Below are 21,711 nucleotides of genomic sequence, written 5' to 3'. Positions count from 1 at the left end.
GTTATTGCGTGTTATTCGATGGCGCTGTAGCCAAGGTGTGCTGCGCCGACGATCGGCGCGTCGGTGCCAAGTTGTGCTTGCCGGATGGGGATCGTGCCCAGCGGTGGAATGGCATGGGCTGCGAATCCGTGGGCAAATGGTTTGATGATGGCGTCGCCGATGTTGCCTACTCCGCCGCCGATGATGATGGCGTCTACGTCGATGGCGCTGGCGAATCCTGCGATGGTTTCGCCAGCTGCTGCAAGTGTTGCGGTGATGTAGTCGCGGGCGTGGATGTCTCCTGCATGGTAGAGCTCCATGATGAATCGCAGGTCACGGCCTGCGTGTTCGGGGTAGCGTTCACCGAATCTTTGTGCCAAGCCGGGTCCTGCGGCGAAGTTTTCTAGGAGGTCTGCGCGGCCGTCGGGAAGCCTGCCGATGAGTGCCCGTAGTTCGCCTGCAGTGTGGTGCGGGGATGCTACGAGGCGCCCGTCGCGAACAATGGCGCCGCCGACACCGGTCCCAAGGCTGACAAAGAGTACGTTGGTGTAGTCGCGTCCGGCGCCGTAGATGGATTCGCCGAGCCCCATGACGCGGACGTCGTTATGCACGGCGACGGGTAGCGAAAATTCCGCGGCGATAGTATCCGCGATGCGTGTGCCAGCCCAGCCTTGCATGGTGGGACCGGAGGAGACGACTACGCCTGTGGTTTCGTCGATAACACCCGGCGCGCCGATGCCAATGCTGGTTACTTCTGGGGTGATGATGTGGGCGATCGCGTCGCGTACGTGGTCGATCACGTCGTTGTCGGGTGTGGGTACGATGTGTCGGCTGATTACGGTGGTGGGGTCGGTGGTGTCTACGATTCCGACTGCGATTTTGGTACCGCCGATGTCGACACCGAGTGCGTGTGTCATAGGTGGGGGTGCCTTTCTATGATTCGGCTGCGTGCGCTGTTTGTTCGACGTATTGTCGGTTCTTTTCTAGGATGCTGAGCAGTGGCTGATAGTGCTCGTCGATGGTTTCTAGCAGCTTGTCGACGTCTCCTGCGCGCAGTGCTTCTACCATGTGTGCGTGTGCTTGGACGGTGTTGGAGATGTCTTCTGGGTTGGGTAGTCCTAGCCGTGGCACGACGCGGGTGTGAATTTCCCACAGTGCCATGGAGAATTCCTGCATGAGTGGGTTGGAGAGATGGTTGTTGAGTAGTTGGTGGAAGAGGAAGTCTTGGCGTTCGAAGGATTCTCCGCGCTCAAACTGGATTTTCATTTCTTCCACGATTTGGTCGAGCTTAGGGGTTTCGCGCCCTTTGTAATAGGCGGCGAGTTCTTGGGCGTTGCTGCGGTCGAGGGCGATGCGCATGCCTACTACGTGTTGGAGGTTTTCGATCGCGGATTTTTCGTTGAGTGTCAACCTGAGAACCATGCCGTTGACGAGTGGGGCCATGGACATTTTTCCGACGTAGGTGCCGTGTCCGTGGCGGATTTCTACCACGTCAAGGGAGGCGAGTGTCCTCATTGCTTCTCGTACTGAGGAGCGGGATACGCTCAGGTGCTCGCAGATTGCGGCCTCTGAGGGGAGTACGTCTCCTGGTGTGAGTCCGTTTTCGCGTATGTAGTTTTCGATAGCTAAGACGGTGGGGTTTTTGCCGAAGCTGGTCCCAGAATGGTCCTTCACGGTGACTCCTTGGTTCCGTACAGGGGTACTTTGTTGCTGACTTTGAGGAGAGATAAATCACTGGTTTTGGGGGGCTTTTGTGATGTTTACCCCTAGTAATCGGTGAGAATCACTTTCAAAAGTGCTGTGTCGCAGACCGTTGGCCTCCCATTTCTCCATGTCACCGCTGTGCTTGGACATGCCGAACCGCAATGGAATGGGGGTTGAGAAAGCGCGATCCGTGGCTTTCAGGTGTGATGTTAACACATTTTCACCCCTGACATCAGACGTCTGATGTAGGATGCTTTGTAGATCGACTCTCGATGCTAATTCCTCACTTGGGAAAGGAAACTCCTATGAGCATGGATTCACAGCGCCGCTACTCTCGCCGCGATTTCTTTAAGATCTCCGGCGCAGTCGGACTCGCAGCAGGCTTCGCCGCCACCCTCTCGGCGTGTGCCCCCGATAACAGCGGTTCTTCCGCATCCGGCAGCCAAGCAGCAGCCGGATCTGCCAATAATGATGGCACCATTAACGCAGCAATCTCTTACGAGTTGGGCACCAATGGTTACGACCCAATGTCTACCACCGCAGCCCTGACAGTTGCTGCTAACTGGCATACCCTCGAGGGTCTGACCGAAATCGACCCAGCCACGGGCGAAACTTACGCAGCTTTGGCTAAGGAAATGCCAAAGGCTTCCGGCACCGAGGTAGAGGTCACGCTTCGCGACGGCGCCAAGTTCCACGATGGCAGCGCAGTCACCGCCGATGACGTTGTCTTCTCCTTCGAGCGCGTATTAGATAAGGCCAACAAGAGTCTGTACGCCTCCTTCATTCCATTCATCACCAGTGTTGAGAAGAAGGACGACAAGACTGTCGTCTTCAAGCTCTCCACCGAGACTGGCGTTTTTGCGAGCCGCCTTGCTGTGGTCAAGATCGTTCCTAAGGCAGCTGTTGAGAAGGACGTTGACGCATTCTCCGCTAACCCAATCGGTTCCGGCCCTTACAAGATGACCGACAACGGCGGTACCTCTAAGACCGTGAAGTTCGAGCGCTTCGAGGACTACAACGGCCCTAAGCCAGCTCGCGCAAAGAACATGGTCTGGCAGATCATCCCAGACGCTTCGACCCGTACCAATGCTTTGCAGTCCAAGTCCGTTCAGGCTATCGACTCGGTTCCTTACCTCTCCATCGATCAGCTCAAGGGCACCCACACTGTGGAATCCGTTCAGGGCTTCGGCTTGCTGTTCGCAATGTTCAACAACGACAAGTCCAACCCATTCAGCGACTTGAAGAACCGCCAAGCATTCCTCTACGGCATCGACATGGACAAGGTCATCAAGACCGCTCTGCTCGGCCAAGCAACCGCACCTACCTCCTTCCTCCACAAGGAGCACCCTCAGTACCACGAGGCCAAGGTTGTTTACTCGCACGATGCAGAAAAGGCAAAGGCTTTGTTCAAGGAGACTGGCCTGACCAAGCTGCGCATGCTGTGCACCGACCACGACTGGGTTAAGAAGTGCACCCCATTGATCCAGGAATCCCTGACCGCCTTGGGTATTCAGGTCGACTTCACCGAGAAGAAGTCTTCGGATGTGTACAACACCATCGACGGCAAGCCAGAGGCTTACGACGTTGTGATCGCACCTGGCGACCCATCTGTATTCGGCACCGACCCTGACCTGCTCATGCGCTGGTGGTACTCCGGAGACACCTGGACCGACACCCGTATGCACTGGAAGGGTACCGAGGCTTACACCAAGCTTCAGGAGGTTCTCGACGCAGGCCTTGCGGCTACCAGCGAGTCCGAGCAGAAGAACAAGTGGCACGAGGCTCTCGACATCATCTCCGAGAACGTTCCTCTCTACCCACTGTTACACCGCAAGGCTCCAACCGCGTGGGATGCAAGCACGCTGGTTGACTTCAAGCCGATCTCCCTGACCGGCCTGAGCTTCTCGGGTGTTGGCACCACTCAGTAGCACTCAATCTTCCCCCTAGCTCCCAATCTTTTTCCACACATCGCCTAGAGCGGGTCCTAGGGGGAACCCCGCCACCTTTTATCTCTTTGCCGGTGGCATAAATAGCACAGCCACCGGCAAACATTTTTCGTCCAGCAAGCGCTGAATAAGATATTCCAACCCCCTCAATTGGTTGCACGCAATGTACGTGGTTCAGCGGTTTTAGCTGTAGATAACAGTTCCGATAGTCAGGATTACGCACATGTCTAACCTTCTCCGTCTGATTGGTAGGCGCCTCGTCGCGTTGCCGATCATGATTCTCGGTGTGACGTTCCTCGTATTCTTCATCATGTCCTTCAGCCCAGCCGACCCAGCGCGTTTGGCGCTCGGAGAGACGGCATCGCTTGAAGCTCTCGAAGAGTATCGGGAATCCCACGGCCTTAACGATCCCCTCCTTGTCCGTTATTTCCACTTCCTCGGCGACATGTTGCACGGCGACTTGGGTACCACCACTGGTAACACCCCCGTCACCGACGTTGTAGCCCGCGCATTCCCTATCACCTTGCAGCTGACTATGTGGGGCCTGCTCATCGCAGTTGTCTTCGCCCTCGTCTTCGGCGTTATCGCTGCACTGTACCGCGATCGCTGGCCTGACCAGGTCATCCGTATCGTCTCCATCGCAGCACTTGCTACCCCCTCCTTCTGGTTGGCTATCTTGCTCATCCAGTGGCTGGGTACGATCCCCGGCGCGTGGGGCCTATTCCCGGCCCTTGTTACCGGCTGGACCAAGATGACGGAAAACCCTCAGATCTACTTCAACAACATCTTCCTTCCAGCATTCGCGCTCGGCGTTCCTGTTGCCGGTTCGTTGACTCGTGTTGTGCGTACCGCCATGGTGGAAGAACTCGACAAAGACTATGTCCGTACCGCTATCGGTTCGGGTATTCCGAAGTCAGAAGTTATTTCTCGAAATGTTTTGCGCAATGCTTTGATTACCCCTATTACGGTTCTCGGCCTTCGCGTCGGTTACCTCATGGGTGGTGCCGTGATCATCGAGATCATCTTCAACATCCAGGCTATGGGTCAGCTGATCCTCGACGGTGTGACGCGTAACGACGTCTTCCTCGTCCAGGGCGTCACACTTACCGTGGCCGTGGCCTTCATCATCATTAACATCATCGTTGACATGCTGTACGTGCTCGTCAACCCACGCATCAGGAGCATCTAATGCGACGCAACCTGACAGAAAACCTCGAAACCAAAGCCGGCCACCGCTTTACCGGCCTAAGGTCCCTGCCTGTAGCCTCTAAGATCGCTTTGATCTTCCTCGCTCTCATCGCTGCAATGGCAATCTTTGCGCCATTGATCTCCAGCTATGACCCTCTCGCCTCTTCTACCCCAGTTCAGCCACCAAGTGGTGAGCACTGGTTCGGTACTGACGCCATCGGTCGTGACATTTTCGCTCGTGTCGCCTTCGGCGCCCGTTCCTCACTCGTCATCGGCTTGTGCGCTACCGCAGCAGCTCTCGCGGCTGCCGCTGTTCTGGGCTCCGTTGCTGCTACTGGCGGCAAGGTTGTCTCCGAAGTTTTGATGCGCATTTTGGACATCATTATGTCCTTCCCAGGCATCGCTTTGGCAGCCGTGTTCGTCGCAGTTTTTGGCACCTCGCTTCCTGTGCTGGTGTTTGCCATCGGCTTCCTGTACGTCCCACAGTTGTCTCGTGTGGTTCGCGCTAATATCTTGAGCGAGTTTGGCGAAGACTACGTTGCTGCCGCCAAGGTGATGGGCGCTCGTATTCCTCACATCCTCCTCAAGCACGTTGCACGCAATACAATTGCTCCTATCGCCGTGTTCGCTACCGTGCTGGTTGCAGACGCCATCGTCTTCGAAGCTTCCTTGTCCTTCATTAACGCTGGTGTGAAGCCACCAGAGCCTTCATGGGGCAACATCTTGGCCGACGGCAAGCAGCTTCTGCTCTCCGGTGCATGGTGGCCTACGTTCTTCCCAGGTTTGATGATTCTGCTGACAGTGCTCGCTTTGAACATTCTGTCCGAGGGCCTGACCGATGCCATGGCTTCGCCTCGTATCAAGCGCACCGCAGCTGTTTCCGACAACGATCCTACGATCGACAAGCGCAACACCTTGGGTCATACCACTGAGGAAGAAGCAGCCAAGGCTTTGAACACCTCGCTGGCTAAGCTGCATGATGCGGAAATGTCGGAGGATCGTCGCCTCAATTACACCCGTGGCGAAGAACCTCTGATCGTGGTCAAAGACCTCAGCATTGCGTTCCCTAATGCCCACGGCGATGTCAAGATCGTGGACAAGGTCAACTTCACGGTATCGCCAGGCGAAACCATGGGTCTGGTTGGCGAGTCCGGCTGTGGTAAGTCCTTGATCGCTATGACCATCATGGGTCTGTTGCCTCCAACCGCTGTTATCACCGGTGAGATTCTCTACGGCGGCAAGAACCTGCTGGAAATGTCCGCTGACGAGCGCAACGCACTGCGCGGCCACGACATGGCCATGATCTACCAAGATGCTTTGAGCTCCTTGAACCCCTCAATGCTGATTAGCACTCAGCTCAACCAGCTGATTCGCCGCGGCGGCAAGCGCACTGCAGAAGAGCTTATGGAGCTCGTGGGCTTGGATCCAGTTCGTACCTTGAAGTCTTACCCTCACGAGCTTTCCGGTGGCCAGCGCCAGCGCGTGCTTATCGCTATGGCGTTGACCCGCAACCCTCGCTTGCTCATTGCCGACGAGCCCACCACGGCTCTCGACGTCACCGTGCAGCACCAAGTGGTGGACCTGCTCAACGAGCTACGTGAAAAACTCGGCTTCTCCATGATCTTCGTCAGCCACGACCTAGCACTGGTTGCTAAGCTCGCGCACAAGATCACCGTCATGTACGCAGGTCAGGTTGTCGAGCAGGGTCATACCCGCGAGCTTCTTGCCGATCCACACCACGAATACACCCGCGGCCTCCTCGGCGCTGTGTTGTCCATTGAATCCGGCGCATCTCGCCTCTACCAGGTGCCTGGTACAGTTCCAAGCCCTCGCGAGTTTGTTGCAGGCGACCGCTTCGCACCACGTTCTAGCCACCCACAGCTTGGTCTCAACCAGAAGCCAGTCATGCGTGCTATCGACGGAACGTCCACCCACCGCTGGGCTGCTACCGATGAGCTCCTAGCAGCGATGCAGAGCAAAGGAGAATAGTCATCATGTCGAACCATGTGAAACAGTCTCGAGAACGTCTCACCGGACGCAGCTCCGATGCCCCCCTAATTGAGCTCAAAGACGTCAACGTTATTCACAAGACTCGTACCGGCAAACTGTTTCGCCCCGATACGGTTCACGCCAACAAGAACGTGAACTTCCACGTCGATCGTGGCGAGGTCGTCGGCATTGTGGGCGAATCCGGCTGCGGTAAGTCCACGTTGGCCCGCGTGATGGTTGGTTTGCAAAAGCCAACCAGCGGCGAAGTATTCTTCAATGGAACCAAGATGACCGGCAGCGGCCATCAGCGCAAGGAACTCGGCCGTGCGATCTCCGTGGTGTTCCAGGATCCAGCTACTGCTTTGAACCCTCGTATGACGGTGAAGGAACAGCTCCTTGATCCGCTGCGCGTGCACAAGATCGGCACCGAGGCAGAACGCCTTACCCGCGTGCAGGTGTTGTTAAGCCTCGTTGGTTTGCCGCAATCGGCGCTCGACGTTTTGCCTCGTCAGATTTCTGGTGGTCAGCGCCAGCGTGTTGCTATCGCTCGTGCGTTAGCGCTCGAACCTGATCTCATCATCGCCGACGAGCCCACCTCCGCATTGGACGTCTCCGTTCGCGCCCAGGTGCTCAACCTGCTCTCTGACCTACGCACCGAGCTTGGCCTCGGCTTGGTCTTCATCTCTCACGACATCAACACCGTCCGCTACATTTCAGACCGCATGTGCGTTATGTATAAAGGTGAGATTTTGGAAGAACAACCCACTGAGCAGCTCTTTGCCGCCCCTAAGACGGATTACACTCGCACGTTGCTCGCAGCTACCCCGTCATTCCTCTAAAACTTACGCTTTTGTTGAAAGGATTTTTCCTATCATGTCTTCCATCGTTAAGGGCATCATCCCACCAGTACTCACCCCCATGAAGTCCGATCGCAGCATCGATTTCGAAGCTCTCGAGCGCCTCGTTGAGCACCTCATTGCTGGTGGTGTTGACGGCCTGTTCGCTCTGGGTTCTTCCGGCGAGGTTGCCTTCTTGTCTGACGAAGACCGCGCAACTGTCATCCGCGAAATTGTCCGTATCGCAGCTGGTCGTGTGCCTGTCTACGCCGGTGTGATCGATATGCAGGTCAACCGCATGCTCGGCCACATCAAGGCTGCTGAAGAAGCAGGTGTAGACGCCATCGTTGCCACCGCCCCCTTCTACGCCATCTGCGGACCTGCAGAGGTAGAGGCTCACTTCCGCGCGGTAGCTGCAGCAACGTCTCTTCCTGTCATCGCTTACGATATCCCAGTGTGCGTACACACTAAGCTCTCCCCTGAGCTGCTGGTCAAGTTGGGCTCTGAGGGGGTTCTGGCAGGCGTTAAGGATTCCTCTGGCGACGACGTCTCCTTCCGTCGCCTTGTCATGCTGAACAAGAAGGCAGGTTCCCCACTAACCTTGCTCACCGGCCACGAGGCAGTAGTCGACGGCGCATTCATCGCAGGTGCCGACGGCTGTGTCCCAGGTCTTGGCAACGTCGATCCCGCCGGCTACGTCCGCATGTGGAAGGCTGCGGAGGCCGGCGACTGGGCTACCGTCCAGAAGGAACAAGAACGCCTCGCTGCCCTGTTTGAGATCGTCTTCCAGCCTATCGGCAAGGTTGGCCCAGCAGCAGGTGTCGGGTCCTTCAAGACCGCCCTCGAACTCATGGGTATTTTCTCCTCGAACCTGATGTCCATGCCTTTGGCACCTATCGACGACGCCCCATCCCGCGATGCAATCGCTGAGATTCTGAAGGCCACCGAGGTCCTCTAAAAATCCTTTTCCCTCCCTACTTGTCACTCTCACGATAAGCAAGGGAGGGTTTTGGTTTATCAACTACAACTTGGGTTCTAGGAGCAAAGCGCAGGGTCGCATGTGTACACACCAGAATCGGATCAGGCCCTTGCAAAAACTTGATAAATGCATCGACCTTACTTGCCGAGGCTCCCAGTGTGCACAGATTGTTATAATCCTCGACTTCCTAATCCGCGAAGACCCCGTTCGCCATCAGCTTTGTACTAGCGAACGATGCACCAATGGAGCGCTCCGGCACGGCAACGATTATCTTCTTACGCCCCTGATTGAACAACTTATCCAACGACACAAACATCAGAGCACGCGACTTTCCGGATGCCGGCGGCGCCTTAATCTGCAGATACTGGGCTGCGCGCTCTTCAAAGACGCGGCGCTGCATCTCGCGCATACCCATTCCATCAGTGTTAACTGACGTACCCGACTGTGCATATTCAACGGTGACAACGTTTTCTACCGCCTGACTAAAGCTCTTCGCGCTCACTTCTTCCGCTTAACTTTCGCTCCCACAGCTTCTTCCACTTCAACTGCCTCTTTATACATAGCAAAGAGCATCGACAATCGAGCCTCATCACTTTCGAACGGGCGAGCGGAGTAGAGCTTATCGACGGCATCGTCCACCTCAGCATGCGCTTGCCGTAGATTATCCGGCATTTTATCTGGGTCATAAAGTTCGGCAAGCTTGAATTCACTGTGGTACTCACGAACATCGAGCACTCGGAGAGCGCGCCGTTGTAAGGTCCGCCTTCGTTCGGATCGATAACTCCGGAACAGGAAAGTTGTTGTACACGATCGTATTGGAATATCGGTAGTCAGTCTTCATCTTGCCGCCAACGGCTCGGACCCAAACCATGTGCATCTTCGACGTAAGCAGCGCAAACAGCCAGGGTTCTGCATCGTAAACGGCAAATGCAGCGTCTGAAATCACCGTATCTGGCCCAAGATATCCGATTGGAATGTATTCACGACGTTCTGAAGAGACCCTAGGCACAATAATTGAATTGGTCGGCTTATAAGCCCGCTGCACAAACTCCCCAGGGCGTTGCGCATACTTCACCGTTGATGGTGCTTTACTAGTCAAGCGAAACGCGGCAACTTGCTCGAGCCGCTGCTTGATAAAGGAAATTGCGCATGCTTCCTCTTGTTTGGATTCCGATATCCAGAAGCAATATCGCTCAATACTATTAATAAATTCAGCAGATCCAACAAATCGTTTCACAAATTGTTCCGCTTCAGGATGCTCACCCAGAATCAAGTCTCGCTCCGCCGACGTTAAAGAAAGATGTCCCCCATCCCTCGGCATGCTGCCAAAAGACATTTGCGGGAGATCACCAAACGGCTTCTTACGCCGCTCAACAAAAACATCAGGAGCCGCCGACAAATATCCATTCAAGTGTCCTACTTCTTGCCGTACACCTTCCTTATAAAGGTATTTTTTCCGATTACTTCTGTTTCTAAAACCAACAACAACAACCGTCACACCCGCGTTAAACTTCGCGTTATTTTCCCATTTGAATGATGTATAGGCATATCCGATTTCAATCCCCAGTTCGAAGATCATGGGGAACATCAAGGCAAACATGCTCACCCTGGACTACAGAATTTGTAGAAACAAATGCAAGTGAAGCACGAGAGTTGGCCAGATAGTCTGCCCCCTTCACAAACCAAAGCGCAATGTAGTCCAAATTTTTTGAGTACGGCCGTCCCCCAAATACGTATGAATAATCTTCCCTCTGCCCTTCCGACAGCTTCTTAGCTCCTCCGTACGGGGGTTACCAATCACATAGATTTCGTCTGTTCCATTGTTGGGGCATACCGAACCCCAATCGAGACGCGCAGCGTTCCCTGATCTAATTCGGTCAGTCTCTTTAAGAGGAATCAATGGAATAGAGTTACCAAATTTCTTCCAGAATTCAGTATTCATTTGATGCTTAGCAATCCACATCGAAAGGATTGCAATCTCAACAGCAAAGTCATCGATTTCGATACCGTAAAAATTTTCAATATTTATACGCGAGTCAGACCAAAGCACGCTGTACTTTTGGTCAAGGACTGCCATTCGCTCAAGAATCGAATGCTCCAACCGGCACAACTCTTTATAGGCAATAACAAGGAAATTTCCGGATCCACAAGCCGGATCGAACACTTTGATACTTGCGATACGATCATAAAGTTTGTTCAGGCGCTTAACACTATCGAAGGCTGCATCAAATTCTTCTTTAAGTTCATCAAGGAACAGCGGCTCAATAGTTTTCAGGATATTTGGCACCGAGGTGTAATGCTGCCCCATGTCCGAGCGTTGGCCAGGGGTAACAACCGCTTGGAACATCGAACCAAAAATGTCCGGGTTGATATCTTTCCAGTTCAAAGTACCGAGCTCAATCAGGTGCTGGCGAGCCTTTCCTGTGAATTTTGGAACAGATATGTCAGCTGTTTCGCTAAATAAGCGACCATTGACATATGGGAAGTCCCTCAAATTGGCAGGCTTATCGCCGGCATTAGCAGTATCTAATGCATGGAAAATTGCGATGAGGAAATCACGCATATCGCTGCCATCGGCCTGAGTCTGCGAACCAATTGCAGTCGTAAACACGTCCGGTGCAAAGACGCCGGTATCTTCCGCAAAGAAGCAGAATAAAAGACGAGTAAAGAATACGTTAAGACTGTGAACGCCAGCCTTTCCGTCTGCAAGGTTCGGATTTGCCTCGAGAAGCTCATCGAAGAGCTTGCCCATCTTCTCTGCGGCACGGACATCAGCATGCGAATCGCTGACATACTGGACCTTCTCCATGCCCGCCCACGGAAGGAAGAACGTGAAGTGCTGATCAATCTGACCAATCGGAGTCTTGAGATTCTCCTAGGTCTTCATATCAAGCGCAACAAGCTCTGAGTAATCCGTGGCGATGACGAAGCGCGGAGCGTACCGAGTGACGTGAGCCGCAGTCGACAACCGAACAAGATCATCGAAAGCCTGCCCCGGCTCTGATTCATGGAAGTAAACAACGTTCTTCTGCGCTACTTCTCGCGATGGATCCTGCGCGACATCGAGATTGCCCGACCGCAGTCGCGTAATTGAGGATTTGGCGCGGCCATAGGCCTCAAGCAAATCGAACAAGAACTCGCGATCATATTCGGCACGGCCGCCTAGTTTCGACGTTCGTTCCTCGACTGCGCGCAGGTTCAACTTTGCCATTGTGCCGCCTCTATTCCCATTACCCATTTACCAATATTTGCAGCTCAACTGGGCAAGACCACGATCAAGGGCAACCACAGACAAACCTTCGATAAGCATAACAAGGCTTACTTGGCGTAATGCCGGATTCTCGGAGCCTTCCTGTTCCAAGTCTGGTGCCGACCACAAAGAAGAATATCCTTTAGCAATCAGTCGTCCCCGTTTACGCAAGACTTCGAGGTTATATCCGGCTTCTGCCCCGTCAGCAAAGCATTGAAGCATCTTACCGGTTACTGGAACTCCGTTAATCTTTTCCGCTCATCCAGTGTCTTACGAAGCATCGTTCTGTTTCCAATAGTCTTTAACAAAGCAGTGACTCACGATAAGAGTTATCTGGCGCATTGCGCTCGCAGTCCACCGGGATAACAGCTATCCCAGTAAACTAAGATATCAATCTACCGGGATAAGTCTTATCCCCAATGCATCGAGCGGGAGATTCACAATCTTGGGAGGAGAGACAATACCCACTCCCTTGAAGGAGTTGCGCGACTCCTGCTCCGTTCTGAGGCCGTCGCTTCCTCCCGGATCGAGGGAATCGCTCCCAACTCCGACAAAGTGGCCATGGCGATCCTCGCGCGTGAATCAGATTCCGAAATTCGGGGTTTCAAAGAATCCGCAACAGCTGTCGCCCGCAATGTCGCCATCCTCGACACCATCAATACGGACTTGGCTTACAAAGACGAGCTGGTCCTGGATGACATTGTTGCAATGCAGACTGCGCTCGTTGCAGAAAAGCCTTTACAAGGAGTACGTACTACTCAAAACTGGATTGGCGGGTCTGACTATCACCCCCTCGATGCGGCTTTTGTCCCCCCGCCTCCTGCACAAGTCCCAAGACTCCTCGACGATCTCATTGAATACTTCAACGGGGCAGACCACGCCGCGCTTGTTCAAGCAGCGCTCGTTCATGCACAGTTCGAGACCATCCACCCATTCCCGGATGGGAATGGACGCGTGGGGCGAGCCATGATTCACGCGCTTTTGCAACGCAGAGGGCTCACCGATGCTGCGATTCTCCCCGTCAGTATGGTTCTGGCAACGCTCGGTGACCGTTACGTCGACGGACTCACGAAATTCCGCGAGGGTGACGTGCTGGCATGGATCTCTTTCTTCGTCGAGGCTGCACAAGTCGCCACTACCAAAGCAGCTGAACTTGCGGATAGCGTCGCCGCCCTAGAAGCAGAATGGATGGACAAGGTCAATCACCACCGCACTGCGCAAGGAAGCACGCGCGCATTGAAATCGAATTCGACGGAGTTCCAACTGCTCAAGAAGCTTCCTGCAATGCCTTTGGTCACGGTGCCCATCGTGAAGTCCGAACTGGGGATTTCATCGACAAGCACGGCCCGAGATGCTCTCGATTCACTCACCGACGCTGGCATTCTACGTAAGAAAGTAATCGGTGTGGGCGGGCTTCTCGGTTACTTCGCTGACGACGTTTTCATGTTGGTCGACGATGCTGAACGCCAACTCGCCTCGACGCAGTTTAATACTCGACTTTCCCCTCCGACCGGCCGAGCAGTTCCAGCCCTTCGCGATAAATAAGCAGTAACCAATAGTGGTCACGCACTTCGTTTCCTTGCATAAGGCAAAGCGTCGTGCTGGTGCGACGCTGCAGGAGGGGGCGTCGCAAAGCTCACAAGGGACCGCCACTAAAAGTGACGGTCCCATCATGGCGCAGGTTAGGTGCCCTTGACGTTGAGGATCTGGCGCAGGGTGTGCTTGACCTCGACGAGCTGGGCGGCATCGGCCATCACGCGGTCGATGTCCTTGTAGGCGTCCGGAATCTCATCGACGAACTCGGCGCCGGAACGATAGACGATGCCTTCCATGCGTGCGGCAAGATCCGCCTCGGTGAAGCGGGCCTTGGCCTGGGTGCGAGACATGACGCGGCCGGCGCCGTGCGGCGCAGACTTGAGGCCCGGCGCGTAGCCCTTGCCTTCCACGACGTAGCTAGCGGTGCCCATCGAGCCGGGGATGAGGCCGCGGTTGCCTTCGTCCGCCTTGATGGCGCCCTTGCGTGTGAGCCACACGTTCTTACCGTAGTGGTTCTCACGCTGGGTGTAGTTGTGGTGGCAGTTGATGCGCTCGAGCTCGAGGGTCTCGCGATCCGCGCCGGACCAGGTGGCGACGCAGTCGAGGAAGCGGTCCATCATCTCATCGCGGTTGAGCAGCGCAAAGTGCTGTGCCCAGTGGAGATCCGCAATGTAGGAGTCGAACTCGGGCGTACCCTCGACGAGGTAGGCCAGGTCCTTGTCCGCGAGCTGGATCCAGTGCTTCTCGCAGTGGCGCTGCGCGGCCTTGATGTGCTTCTGTGCAATCTTGTTACCCACGCCGCGCGAGCCAGAATGCAGAAACAGCCAGACGCGGTCATCTTCGTCGAGACACAGCTCGATGAAGTGGTTGCCGCCGCCCAAGCTGCCCAGCTGCTGACGCCAGTTTTTGGAGTGGCCGAGATCCACGCCGGTGTCCTGGGCCAACTGCGCGAGCTCGCGTGTGCGGGCCTCGGTGCGCGGGTCCATGATCCAGCCGTTGTAGTTTCCGGGCGAGAGCGGAATGGAATCTTCGACCGCGGTGCGCAGGTCCTCGAGAGCGAAGTCCTGGATATCCGCGTGCGTGAGGTGGGTCCGCACGGCGATCATGCCGCAGCCGATGTCCACGCCGACAGCCGCCGGGATGACGGCGCGCAGCGTGCCGAAGACGGTGCCGACCGAAGAGCCTTTGCCAAAGTGGGCATCAGGCATGAGCGCCACGTGTGGGTAGACGAAGGGCAGGTCAGCGACGAGTTGTGCCTGCGCCACCGTCTTGTCTTCAACAATGGAGGCGAAGTTGTGCAGGCGCATAAGAGAGCCTTTCTCTGCGTTTGCGTAACGCAGTTCGTGAGAAAGGGCCTGCTTGGGCGGCTGACTTGTGAGTTGTGCGCGGGTCGCGCGGCTCGCACCAACGTCCGAGATAAGCAGGGCCGCTTTCCCGGGAAATGGTCAAGTCAGCCTGTTAGAAGAGTTGCTTAAAGAGGCGTCCTAGCGGCTGATTGTTATGGGTCATCATCGCGGTTCGCCTCCTTTATGCTTTCTTGTTCTTCTTTCGGGCTATTAGTGCTGCGTGTGCGCCTACACGATGTGCGCGATTTCTACATGCGATTGATGATGCAAGGAAATTCACCCCGCCACGAAAACGAGGATGCTTGGTGGAAGATTCTTGTTCCCGCTGCAGTAATCGGGGTCGGAGTTGCCCTTTTGCCGATCATTGCGGGATCTTCCTCGATTAGTGCGCACTCACCAGAGTCTCAAACGCCGACTGCTGCTAAATCTGAAGTACCAAAAGAGACATCGAATAAAGCGGTGCCCGAAAAGAAAATGCTCGCAGCAACTGGTGCAAGCGTTATGGGACTGGTTCTCGCTGCATCGTTGTTGATGCTTCTTGGATTAGTTTTGGTATTAAAGCGTCGCAAAGAAAGCTAGCTTCGTAGTTTGGCTTGAATTATAAGTTGTAGAAAAGCAAGGACCTCACATCATGAACTAGCCCCCGGAAGTTGGACTGGTTTAATTCTAGATGGTCAGGCCCTTGAACCGTTGTTGAAGCCGTGCGCTGTTATACCAGAAGATGTAATCATCTACGACCCTATAAAACTCATCAACACTGGCGAAGTACTCGCCGTAGTACATTTCGGTCTTGAGATGACCGAAGAAGTTCTTTCATCACCACGTTGTCGTAACAGTTGACCTCACGCGACATCGACTGCACACCACCAATAGACTCAATTAACTAACGCCAACTGGAATGCTGGTACTAGAACCCTTGGTCAGTGTGCACCATCAATCCTTTGCCATGTTTATGCCACGTGATCGCATTCTTTAACGAAGTAGACATCAACTTCGTTGACGGGGATGTCGACAACTCGTGTGCCAGAATACTCCGGTCGCTTAAATCCATGATCTATGAAAGATAAACCCTTGATGCCAGCCACCTAAAAACTCGGTGACATCACTAACACATACTGTGTTGGGTTGTTCTGGCGTGACGTTGCAGTCCAAGAGTTTGTAGACGAGCTTGTGGTTTATCTCCCAACCTCGTTGACGCAAGTTCACTGTGGACCCGACGGTAGCCACAGTAGTGCTTCATCTTCAAATACAGCCGTGATGACGTCCCTTAAGCTCGGCATGTACGTCTGGCTAGTCTAGGCGTTGCTGGTGGTAGAAGTACGTCGACCTTGCTAAGCCTGCTGCTTCTAATAGATCATCGAGTCGATGCTCTGATGTGAGGATGACGATGACTTTGGTCTTTAGCCTCGCCGTTGGTTTTTCAAGTCCCGCAATTTTTTTAGGTAGGCATTTTCCGCCCGAAGTTTCTCCACAAGACATAGCCTGCCATGGAGAAGTCGGTGATGGTACAGACTACGAACTGGGGCGCGCCGGACCCCAATCCGACGTGCCGCAGCCGTAAAACCCAAGTCTTGCTCACATAGGCCAACGAGCTGTTCTCGTTGTTCCTCTGACAGAGAACTTCGTGTGCTCAAAAGAAACACCCCCTATTAGTCGGTGTCTGATTTCTCAGTCCAACTAAAGGGGAGCAGTTCAAACCCGATTTGCGGACGCGACCAATCTTCCACCATACGCACGACGCTATCCGTGCTCACGTGACGGTTGTGATGGCGGCTTTAGCCATGCCAAACCACATATACCTCACAAGTGGTGTGACCGCGCCGAAACTAGTGGAGCGTCTTAAAAGTCTGTGCCACGCCGCCGTTGATACCGGCACCGGCACACACTGCTATGACATCCCACCCGAGATCAACGAAGAAACCGCGAGCCTCATCGCCACAATCCTTGAGGCTTAAGCCGAAACTCGCGGACTAAACCAAATTGTGAAAGTCAGGGGTACTTCTTCTTAGCTAGCATAGGAAACATCCTTCCGTTACTTCCTACCCTCTATCAAACTCGGGCTAGCTCAACCCTCTTGAAACGGGACGCTTGCTTCCGAGGTCAAACCCCGGTAAGATCATAAACGAGTGGCGGCGTTGCAACACACGTTTCGCGCTAATTCCGGTGGCCAAATCGCTTTAAGTGATTTGGCCACTGAGCATATCACGAGGACGCTCATACTTATTGCTTATCTCGACGAATTTGGACACCAAGGCCCCTACATCCGCCACGCTCATCCGAAGTTCAACACCCATCCTTGTTTTGGCTACGCAGGATACATTTTGCCTGCTGAGAACGTCCGCAAGATGGGCGGCTACTTCAAATATATTAAGGAAAATCTCCTCGCCTGGGAGCTGTCGCGATCAGAAGTTCCTGCAGATCAGTGGGAAAAGAAGGGTTCCGCGCTTCTCACGTCCAATAATTTCCGAAACTATGAGGACGAGATGGTGCCGGCTCTGCGCCGCATCTATGGCAAACTCGGGAAGCTCGAGGGGCAACTCTTCTTTTACGGACAGCAGAAGCCGGTCGGTCCCGTAAGCGAAACCCACGAGACGTCGCAGGACCGAGAAAGCCACTGCTTGATCCAAGCAATCAACCGACTAGGAACGATTGCTCACGATCGTAACGAGAAGATGCTTGTCATCATGGACGCAACAGATACGGATAACCGCGAACGCGCCGTTGCGACTTTGGGCGCCACGATTTACACGCGTAACAACTCGACAAACAAAAGCATTATCGAAGTGCCCCTCCAAACTGAGAGCCATCTCTACAACACCGTGCAGCTCGCGGATTGGACGTGTGCTCTACTCGGACGATTGACGGATTATCATTTCGCTGAGTATTCAGACTTTTCGTGGGCCGTCGATGTCGGCCGCGACATTTTCAATCGTGCTAAGCCAACAGAAAATTCAATCATCTGGTCAAACGCCACATCGATGCATTCTCGTTGTTTTCCCAATGGGCTCGTCGTGGCACAACGCTTTTGGGAAAGGGAGCAGCGCAAAGAAGTCCGAGACGCCAGGAACAAGGAAAAGAACTCCCAGATGTTTCAACGGCTTATCGACGCTGGCTCTGACGAGCTCAAAGCCAAACTGGAACAAATCCGACATGGCTCACCCGATACCAGCAACGATAGAAAAACCATAGGGTGACCACAGTTTTTGTGGTAGCGGCTCTTTGGCAAGAGCCCTAGGAGACTGCTGAAGAATTGGTTGGGATGGGTCTTATTCCGGCATTTGTTCGGGACAAGGCCCGTTTCGGGTTAGGGATATCGCATCCGGTCTGGGTGCGGGTTAGTCCTAAGGCTAGGAGCCGGTTGAGGTTTAGCTCGGTGGCTCTCAGATGAAGCCAAGCATCGTTTTTGACGGTGCCGATGTAGCGCAAACGCCTCACTCCGCGAGTCAGCCATGCGACCTGACTTTCACAACAAATCCGAGGTTTTCTCAGTCGTAGCACTATGGCCTAGGGTTATGCTGTGCTGGAAGGGGCGTTTTCACGGACTAAGGCCGTGGTAGACAGGGCCGGCAGGATCGAAGTTCTCAAACACTTCGGTACCGCCCACAATGGCTTGTCGTTGGATCATCTCATCGACCAAGCCGAAGATTTCCTTGATACACATGCCCAGCTAACATTGGATATCGGTGTTGAACCACCGGCACGGTCTCGTCCACGTATGGGGGATATCAGCAACTATCACAACACGGCTAACTCAGACCAAAGCGCCCTCGATTTCACCACTACAGGTGCATCGACTACCGATAGTTCTAGGGCACATTCTAGTTCACCGGCTGCTCGCAGTCCCCAGGTTGTTGCCTGACCAGCATGCCTTGTCTGGGATGTCCTTGACGGTGTTTACCGCAAGCTTGGGTTTGATGAAATCAGTGATCCCCGCATCATCGGCGAATTAGGACGGGTGCCGATGCACTACAACACGGTCTACAACAGCTTTAAAAGGTGCATCGAACACGACTACTACCAGCACACTTCCCGTCAATGTCACGCCTATGTTCGCCAGCACCACCACGTGACTATGGTCCTCTATGACGTGACGACACTGTATTTCGAAACCCCGAAGGAAGACGAGCTCCGCGCAATCGGGATGCGTAAAAAACGCCGCGTTGACCCACAGATCATTGTTGGCCTAGTCACCGACAACAATGGTTTCCCACTCCACATCGACTTCTTCCACGGGCGTACGGCAGAGACCACCACGCTTATCCCGATGATGCCCACGTACCAACACGCCCACGATCTACAGGGCCTTACTGTGGTTGCAGACGCTGCGATGTTATCGGCTAGGAACTTGGATGCACTCGATGCTGCTGGCATTGACTACATCGTCGCCGACCGGTTGAAGAAAGCCCCGCACATGGTCACGATGAGCGATGATGACCTGGAAGAATGGTCGAAACGCACCGACACCTACGAAGTCGTGGAATCTACTAAGGCCATGGGTCCGAAAGATGCTCCTAGGAGCAGTTGTCTGGTCGAGATGTCATTATTTTTACCACGAGCTCTACCACATCAAAAACGCCTTGATGTTGTCAAAGAGATACTTTCTTCATACTCAATAGCAGCGGATGACTCCCTTTGTTTCGGCCACGTTTCTATGCAACTAGGAAAGCCACAAGGCTGCGCACAGATCGACTCGACGACCATTCTGTGCCTCCCTGGAAATCCAGTGAGCTCGCCAGTCTTCCCACGTCCTCGTCCTCGTGGGATGCTCTTCAGGTCGAAGATCATAGTGGCCTCCCAGCATCTGGGGCACGGGAAAATTTTGTACCGGTGTTTTTGAGTCTCACGCCGCATGCTCAAATTACCGCTGCCCCCCTTTGCTTCGCATTTTGATTAGTATCATAATTCGTACCAACGCATTAGCTCGGATACCTGCGGATTCTTGTCCGACCGCAGTGTCTGTTATTCTCTTCCGCCCATAAGCCCCCGCTTCCTCATATCACTAGGAGTAAATTCATGAAATTCTTGCGAATCACTGCCGCTATGTGTTGCATAGCACTGGCAACAGGTTGCTCACCTGCACCCCGATCCACTGACCAGACTCACGTCCATATCTTTGGAGCAGCGTCTTCTCGGGTGATCAATGATGATCTCGCAGCATTGATCAAAGATGAGAATCTGAATGTGATGCTCGATTTTGTCAACGCTGGCTCATCAACGCTCGTCCAGCAGCTGCACGATCAGGCACCGGGTGATGTTTTTATTTCAGCTGATCAACGCAGTATGGATGCAGCTGTTGCTCAAGGGAGCGTCAGCGACCCCATTGCTATTGCCCGCAACCATATGGTGATGGTCGTTCCAAAACAGAACCGTGCAGGTATCACGAGTATTCACAACATCGACGACGCCAAAGTTGTGCTCTGTGATAAACAAGTGCCCTGCGGGAAGATTAGCCAGGAGCTTCTACGTGCTAACCATCTCTCATTGTCGCCGGTATCTCTAGAAAATTCAGTGTCTGATGTTTTGGGCAAGGTCGTCTCAGGTGAAGCAGACGCAGGGTGGGTGTACCGTACGGATGCAATTGCTGCTAAGGATTCGGTGACAATAGTAGACATCCCAGAATCGGATAGTTATGCTAACACTCTATATGCAGCAGTAGTAACTCATTCAGAGCACCCCGACGAGGCTCGCCGTATCACTGAGCTTTTGGCCTCCAAGAATATGGCACCGATATGGCGAGATCATGGTTTTATCGCTCTACAGTAGCTTCTTATCTACAACATTTTAACCGAATCCGTCCCCCTGCTGTTAGAGTCGTTTTAGTCTTGTTTACTACGTTCTGAGTGAATCACGAAATGCTAGGTTGATATCTTCATGCTTTCTGCGCATAATCCCAGCCCTCGCTCGGCCGTTCCTTCCGTACAACTTCCTTCTTATGAACTTGTAGATGAATTCGGACGTCAAGCCACTGATCTGCGTGTATCACTCACGGATAAATGTAATCTCCGGTGTACTTATTGCATGCCAGAAGAGGGCTTGCATTGGATGCCAACCCCAGATGTATTGACAGATGACGAGGTCATTCGGCTAGTTACTATCGCTGTGACTCGACTTAGTGTGCGTTCCATTCGTTTTACTGGCGGCGAGCCATTGTTACGGAAGTCCTTGGAAGACATTATTTCTGCCACCAGTTCTTTAACAGCTTCTGATGGATCGCGTCCTAGTATCGCACTAACGACCAATGGTCTTGGACTAGATAAGCGGATGCACGCATTAGTCGAAGCAGGACTTGATCGAATCAACATTTCCTTGGATTCTTTACATCCTCAAACATATTTCTCACTTAGCAGGCGAGATCGACTAGACAGTGTCTTAGCAGGAATAGATGCTGCCATTGCGAGCGGTATTTCGCCCATCAAGATCAACACGGTGATTATGCCAGGTATTAACGAAGATGAGATTGTTCCTCTTGCCAAGTTCTGTTTATCGCGTGGACTCCAGCTACGTTTCATCGAGCAAATGCCCATTGGTGCAGGTCGCAATTGGGATAAAAAAGAAATGATCACTGCCGAAGACATTATCGGCGCTTTATCTAAAGAAATATCGCTCACGGCGTCCTCACAACCACGCGGCCATGCACCGGCAGAGCTGTGGAAGGCATCCTACGATGATTTCCATGGGCACATCGGTGTGATTGCCGCGGTAACAAAGCCGTTCTGTGCTGGCTGTGATCGCACTCGTTTGACGGCCGACGGTGCGGTACGCAATTGTTTGTTCGCCAACGAGGAAGTCTCGTTACGTGATCTCATGCGTCATGGTGCAACTGACGATGATATTGTGGCGGCGTGGCGGCTGAATGCTTGGGATAAAAAACGCGGTCATGGAATTAACCAGACAGACTTCATCCAACCTACACGCACGATGTCTGCTATCGGCGGTTAATTAGCTTCTCACTAAGGAC

The 21,711-nt window shown here is 53.7% G+C and carries 17 protein-coding genes and 3 pseudogenes; 12 read left to right on the top strand and 8 right to left on the bottom strand.

What is annotated here, in order from left to right:
- Nucleotides 1-11: 11 nt before the first annotated feature.
- The gene (locus tag AT687_RS02200) at nucleotides 12-896 is read right to left on the bottom strand and encodes an ROK family protein (protein WP_014318682.1); all 885 of its coding nucleotides are present in this window, start codon (nucleotides 894-896) and stop codon (nucleotides 12-14) included.
- Between the two features lie 16 nt (nucleotides 897-912).
- Nucleotides 913-1,653: a FadR/GntR family transcriptional regulator gene (locus AT687_RS02195; protein WP_014318681.1), complete on the bottom strand. Its 741-nt coding sequence runs from the start codon at nucleotides 1,651-1,653 to the stop codon at nucleotides 913-915.
- Between the two features lie 335 nt (nucleotides 1,654-1,988).
- On the opposite strand from AT687_RS02195, the gene AT687_RS02190 reads away from it, so the two are divergent.
- From AT687_RS02190 to AT687_RS02170, 5 genes are all read left to right on the top strand, one after another.
- Nucleotides 1,989-3,611: an ABC transporter substrate-binding protein gene (locus AT687_RS02190; RefSeq protein ID WP_014318680.1), complete on the top strand. Its 1,623-nt coding sequence runs from the start codon at nucleotides 1,989-1,991 to the stop codon at nucleotides 3,609-3,611.
- A 241-nt stretch (nucleotides 3,612-3,852) separates the two neighbouring features.
- Nucleotides 3,853-4,818: an ABC transporter permease gene (locus AT687_RS02185; protein WP_004566809.1), complete on the top strand. Its 966-nt coding sequence runs from the start codon at nucleotides 3,853-3,855 to the stop codon at nucleotides 4,816-4,818.
- Nucleotides 4,818-6,806: a dipeptide/oligopeptide/nickel ABC transporter permease/ATP-binding protein gene (locus AT687_RS02180; RefSeq protein WP_014318679.1), complete on the top strand. Its 1,989-nt coding sequence runs from the start codon at nucleotides 4,818-4,820 to the stop codon at nucleotides 6,804-6,806. Before AT687_RS02185 ends, AT687_RS02180 begins: the two co-directional genes overlap by 1 nt.
- 5 nt (nucleotides 6,807-6,811) lie before the next feature.
- A complete protein-coding gene (locus tag AT687_RS02175) occupies nucleotides 6,812-7,645 on the top strand; it encodes an ABC transporter ATP-binding protein (RefSeq protein WP_004566806.1) in 834 nt (277 codons plus the stop codon).
- Between the two features lie 34 nt (nucleotides 7,646-7,679).
- Nucleotides 7,680-8,600, top strand: coding sequence for a dihydrodipicolinate synthase family protein (locus AT687_RS02170; protein WP_014317587.1), 921 nt, complete (start codon nucleotides 7,680-7,682; stop codon nucleotides 8,598-8,600).
- 82 nt (nucleotides 8,601-8,682) lie between these two features.
- On the opposite strand, the pseudogene AT687_RS02165 reads toward AT687_RS02170, so the two are convergent.
- The 3 genes and pseudogenes from AT687_RS02165 to AT687_RS02140 form a co-directional block, all read right to left on the bottom strand.
- A pseudogene (locus AT687_RS02165) lies at nucleotides 8,683-9,036 on the bottom strand (DEAD/DEAH box helicase); the annotation flags it as partial.
- An 83-nt stretch (nucleotides 9,037-9,119) separates the two neighbouring features.
- Nucleotides 9,120-11,832: pseudogene (locus tag AT687_RS13480) on the bottom strand (DNA methyltransferase).
- Nucleotides 11,833-11,859: 27 nt separating this feature from the next.
- Nucleotides 11,860-12,093, bottom strand: coding sequence for a hypothetical protein (locus AT687_RS02140; protein WP_014310021.1), 234 nt, complete (start codon nucleotides 12,091-12,093; stop codon nucleotides 11,860-11,862).
- A gap of 339 nt (nucleotides 12,094-12,432) precedes the next feature.
- On the opposite strand from AT687_RS02140, the gene AT687_RS12765 reads away from it, so the two are divergent.
- Nucleotides 12,433-13,416, top strand: a complete 984-nt coding sequence (locus AT687_RS12765; RefSeq protein ID WP_014318674.1) for a Fic family protein — start codon at nucleotides 12,433-12,435, stop codon at nucleotides 13,414-13,416.
- Between the two features lie 137 nt (nucleotides 13,417-13,553).
- On the opposite strand, the gene AT687_RS02130 is transcribed toward AT687_RS12765, so the two are convergent.
- The gene (locus AT687_RS02130) at nucleotides 13,554-14,714 is read right to left on the bottom strand and encodes an RtcB family protein (protein WP_014318673.1); all 1,161 of its coding nucleotides are present in this window, start codon (nucleotides 14,712-14,714) and stop codon (nucleotides 13,554-13,556) included.
- A 261-nt stretch (nucleotides 14,715-14,975) separates the two neighbouring features.
- Here AT687_RS02130 and AT687_RS02125 point away from each other — a divergent pair, with 261 nt between their 5' ends.
- On the top strand, nucleotides 14,976-15,332 hold the full coding sequence (locus AT687_RS02125) for an LPXTG cell wall anchor domain-containing protein (RefSeq protein WP_227889264.1): 357 nt from the start codon (nucleotides 14,976-14,978) through the stop codon (nucleotides 15,330-15,332).
- An 87-nt stretch (nucleotides 15,333-15,419) separates the two neighbouring features.
- Here the strand turns inward: AT687_RS02125 and AT687_RS12355 are convergent.
- Nucleotides 15,420-16,225: pseudogene (locus tag AT687_RS12355) on the bottom strand (IS3 family transposase); the annotation flags it as partial.
- A 309-nt stretch (nucleotides 16,226-16,534) separates the two neighbouring features.
- Here AT687_RS12355 and AT687_RS02115 point away from each other — a divergent pair.
- Nucleotides 16,535-16,708, top strand: a complete 174-nt coding sequence (locus AT687_RS02115; RefSeq protein WP_021334867.1) for a hypothetical protein — start codon at nucleotides 16,535-16,537, stop codon at nucleotides 16,706-16,708.
- Between the two features lie 171 nt (nucleotides 16,709-16,879).
- Nucleotides 16,880-17,947: a DUF3800 domain-containing protein gene (locus tag AT687_RS02110; protein ID WP_014318668.1), complete on the top strand. Its 1,068-nt coding sequence runs from the start codon at nucleotides 16,880-16,882 to the stop codon at nucleotides 17,945-17,947.
- A 341-nt stretch (nucleotides 17,948-18,288) separates the two neighbouring features.
- Here the strand turns inward: AT687_RS02110 and AT687_RS13270 are convergent, their stop codons facing one another.
- Entirely contained in the window at nucleotides 18,289-18,414 is a 126-nt protein-coding gene (locus tag AT687_RS13270; RefSeq protein WP_014318667.1) for a hypothetical protein, read from the bottom strand.
- Nucleotides 18,415-18,714: 300 nt separating this feature from the next.
- Here AT687_RS13270 and AT687_RS02100 point away from each other — a divergent pair, with 300 nt between their 5' ends.
- From AT687_RS02100 to moaA, 3 genes are all read left to right on the top strand, one after another.
- Nucleotides 18,715-19,590, top strand: coding sequence for an IS1634 family transposase (locus tag AT687_RS02100; protein WP_014318666.1), 876 nt, complete (start codon nucleotides 18,715-18,717; stop codon nucleotides 19,588-19,590).
- Nucleotides 19,591-19,766: 176 nt separating this feature from the next.
- Complete coding sequence (modA, locus tag AT687_RS02095; protein ID WP_014318665.1) at nucleotides 19,767-20,516, top strand: molybdate ABC transporter substrate-binding protein; 750 nt, start codon at nucleotides 19,767-19,769, stop codon at nucleotides 20,514-20,516.
- 108 nt (nucleotides 20,517-20,624) lie between these two features.
- Nucleotides 20,625-21,692, top strand: coding sequence for a GTP 3',8-cyclase MoaA (gene moaA / locus AT687_RS02090; protein ID WP_014318664.1), 1,068 nt, complete (start codon nucleotides 20,625-20,627; stop codon nucleotides 21,690-21,692).
- Nucleotides 21,693-21,711 lie beyond the last annotated feature (19 nt).

The organism is Corynebacterium diphtheriae (assembly GCF_001457455.1).
GTDB lineage: Bacteria > Actinomycetota > Actinomycetes > Mycobacteriales > Mycobacteriaceae > Corynebacterium > Corynebacterium diphtheriae.
The sequence above is the reverse complement of the archived record's forward strand: the minus strand, read 5'-3'. Positions and strand labels throughout refer to the sequence as shown.